The 1,989-nt window shown below is 69.6% G+C and carries 2 protein-coding genes and 1 pseudogene; 1 reads left to right on the forward strand and 2 read right to left on the reverse strand.

Going from position 1 to position 1,989, the window contains the following annotated elements; genetic code table 11:
- Both CCN51_RS58710 and CCN51_RS47930 read right to left on the reverse strand, forming a co-directional pair.
- Nucleotides 1-158: response regulator (locus tag CCN51_RS58710; RefSeq protein ID WP_143676148.1), on the reverse strand; the 158-nt coding region annotated here is incomplete at its 3' end.
- A pseudogene (locus CCN51_RS47930) lies at nt 143-1,388 on the reverse strand (sensor histidine kinase). The gene CCN51_RS58710 and the pseudogene CCN51_RS47930, both read right to left, overlap by 16 nt.
- A 181-nt stretch (nt 1,389-1,569) precedes the next feature.
- On the opposite strand from CCN51_RS47930, the gene CCN51_RS47935 reads away from it, so the two are divergent.
- Nucleotides 1,570-1,989 (forward strand): hypothetical protein (locus CCN51_RS47935; protein WP_086861036.1); only part of this gene is annotated, 420 nt, incomplete at its 3' end.

Consider the following 1,989-nt stretch of genomic DNA (forward strand, 5'->3'; position numbering starts at 1 on the left):
ACGTCGACGACGGCGACATCCGGCCGCCATGTCAGCAGCGCGGCAAGCGTTTCGGGTCCGGTGGCCGCTGTCGCCACCACCTGGTGTCCACACGCCTCGATGAGGCGGACCATGCCGTCGCGGAGGAGGTAGAGGTCTTCGGCTACAACGATGCGCACGGCACCATCATCCTCACATGGGTCGGACCGCCCGCCGGGCTGGTGATCTCAAGGGTGCCGTCGAAGACCGCGATCCGGCGGCGCAGCCCCACAAGCCCTCCGCCGGCCCGCTCATCGGCCCCGCCCCGGCCGTTGTCCTCGACTTCGACGACGATGCCGGTGTCGTCCTGGGCGATGGCGATCCGGCCCCGGGTCGCATGGGCGTGCTTGACCGCGTTGGTCAGCAGTTCGGCGATTCCGAAGTACAGGGCGGACTCGATCGGCGGTTCCAGGCGCGGCTGAACGTCGGCGACGCTGACGCTGGTTTCCAGCGGGCTGTCCATGGCCAGAGTGCGTACGGCGTCGACGAGCCCCCAGTACCGGCGGGTTGATGCCGTGGACCAGTTCGCGGAGCTCGGTCAGCGAGGTGGCGGCGCCGACGCGCGCCTCTCGCATCAGCGCCTTGGCCTGGTCGGGGTCGGTTTCCATCAGTTTCTCGGCGGTCGCGAGGGACAGTCCGAGCATGACCAGGCGTGCCTGCGCCCCGTCGTGCAGGTCCCGTTCGATCCGGCGGATCTCGGCGGCTTGCGCGATGGTGGTGTCGGCGCGCTGGGCGGTCAGCTCGTCCACCCGCTCGGCCAGCGCCATCGCCGACGACGGGCGCAGAAAGCGTACGGCCACCGGCTCGGCGGACCGCCAGGCGTACGGGGCGCTCGCGATGGCCACGACCAGGCCGGCCACCCCGACCTGAGCAGACTCCGATTGGACGAGCCCGAGGACCGCCGCCACGGCTCCGGCCGGCGGGATGGCCGCGATCACACCGATGGTGATCGGCACGATCGCCGTGAACCGCAGATCACGCCAGGTGGCGGGGTCGCTCCACCAGAGCCGCATCCGCTGCTCCCGGCGGGCGTCCTTGCTGGTACGCGTGTAGGAGAAACCGTTCCACCAGTACCCGGTCGACATCTGGGTCACCGGGGTGGCCTCCCGGTATCCGGCGGGAATGACGGTGCCCGTCCACTTCGCGACGAGGGAGCGGACCATTCGGCAGACCGGGCGGGACAGGGCGACGGTGCCGATACTCGCCCATACGAACGGGCCTATCCACGACCACGGGTTTCCGCCCCACCAGATCCACAGCCCCACGGCGGCGGCCCATACGGCCGGGACCAGCACGGCGACCGCCACCACGACGCACGCCCGCGCAAACCCCACGCATGCGCTCGTCACCCACGACACCAGCGGTTTCATGATTCCCCTTCTTGCTTCACGACCCAGTGAGTCCACTGTGCGCCCCGGGAAGTCCGAATCCGACCAGGTCAGCGCAGAAGTGGGGCTAGGCCCACCCCACTGTGCGTCCAGGCGCATACCGCCCCGGTCGTGCGCTCCCTAGCTTCGAATCGACACCGGACAGCCCGAGGAAGCAGGAGCCATGGCAACTCCCAACCGCACCACGGCCACAACCGACCACGTCACCCGCCCGGACACCCGGCGAGCCTTCGACACGGTGAAGAAACTCGTCATGGTCTACGGCGCGTTCAGTGTCGCGGTCCTCGTCGTGGTCGTCGTCCTCTCGGTCATGGGCCGCGAGGTGACGTCGTTCATGTGGGGCCGCACCGGCGGAATGTTCGCGAGCGCCGTCGTGACGTACTGGCTGACCGTCGTCGCCTCTCGGGGCGCGCGCTGGGCCTATATACGGGTGCGCATCATCGCCCTTGTCGTGCCGATCGCGGTCATCGCCATCGACTCCATCCCCGGCGCGCTCCCGCTGTGGTTCGTCGTGCTGCAGATCGCGGGCGCGCTCGCCCTCGCCCCCACCGCGTTCATCGTCAACCGGCCAGAACTGCGCGCC

The organism is Streptomyces milbemycinicus, from assembly GCF_002154605.1.
GTDB lineage: Bacteria > Actinomycetota > Actinomycetes > Streptomycetales > Streptomycetaceae > Streptomyces > Streptomyces milbemycinicus.